The sequence below is a fragment of the Vibrio sp. Vb0349 genome (assembly GCF_033338975.1).
This window is the reverse complement of the sequence record NZ_JAWOTS010000292.1, coordinates 1-1,217: the sequence shown is the minus strand read 5'-3', so window position 1 is coordinate 1,217 and position 1,217 is coordinate 1. Positions and strand designations below refer to the sequence as shown.

Annotated in this window: 1 protein-coding gene; it reads left to right on the top strand. The window is 46.3% G+C overall.

The genetic code is table 11. From position 1 onward, the window contains the following. Window positions 1-293: 293 nt before the first annotated feature. On the top strand, window positions 294-1,100 hold the full coding sequence (locus R7Q47_RS25295) for an arylamine N-acetyltransferase family protein (protein ID WP_140055680.1): 807 nt from the start codon (window positions 294-296) through the stop codon (window positions 1,098-1,100). The last annotated feature ends 117 nt before the right edge of the window (window positions 1,101-1,217 follow it).

Below are 1,217 nucleotides of genomic sequence, written 5' to 3'. Positions count from 1 at the left end.
TGGATTTTCCTTTATATTTTCAGTATATGGAGTGACGTAATAAGCGTAGTTAAGGTTTGCTTCCTGCGCTGCGTCGTTTTGTTGGTATCCATTCTAGGTGTTTCAATAAAAATGATAATCCGTCCATTTTGAAAATGATTTTTACATATACGTAATAATGTTAAAGTGAGTGGACAACAAGAGTGTGATGCCTCCTCAAAACAGAAGGGAAAACGGAAAAGGCGATTGACCTGAGGTTAGGTAGAGGGACTAGAGTAGAAAACAATCAACCCATCAGATAAGTAAGAGTGATTATGAATAAGACGGATCTGAACGCCTATTTAACCAAGCTCGGTTTGCCGAGTGAGTTACCCGCCGATTTGGAGTCATTGCACAAGATTCACGTAGCGCAGCACCGTTGCCTGCCGTTTGAGAACTTTGATATTTCGTTGCAGCGTGGCATCTCTGTTGAGATTGAAGACATCATTCAAAAAACCGTGTATCACTCCCGTGGTGGCTACTGCTTTGAACTGAATGGCTTAATGCTCGATGTGCTCAAGACCCTCGGGTTTGAAGCGCGCAGCTTACTTGGGCGTGTTCACGTGATGGGGACGCCGACAGGTCGCAGCCATCAAATCACGTTGGTGATGCTGGATGAACAAGCATGGATTGTCGATGTAGGCTTTGGCTCCAATACGCCGCGCGCGCCATTGCCGTTTATCCTCAACCAAGTGATTCAGACGGATTTACAAACCTTCCGCTTTGTCGAAGATGCCCAGTTTGGTTACTTCCTTCAAGTGTTGTCAACGGACGGAACGGACACGTGGAATAACCTTTATAGCTTCGATTTAGAGTTTGTGTTTGCGGGTGATATCGCGTGTGGCAACTTTTTTACCTCCACTTCTCCTCACTCGCGTTTTACCAGCGCAAGAGTCGCGGCGAAAGCAACAGAAAGTGGGTTGGTGACATTGCTTAACTACACACTCAAATACACCAGCCAAGGTGAGCAGACAGAATTAGAGTTAGAGCCGGGCCAAGCCTATCTGGATGCATTGAAAGAATACTTCGGCATTGAGCTTGATGCGCAGTACGGCGAGCTTCGTCCGTTGCCTGACGCGTAAAATTCTGACGTTTTCAAAGCGTAGCGCGACGAGAACATTTTCATCACTATTTGTCTAAAAGAGGTCGACAGGAATACAGCATGGCGAATTGGGAAGGGGTCAGCGAATTCGTTGCTG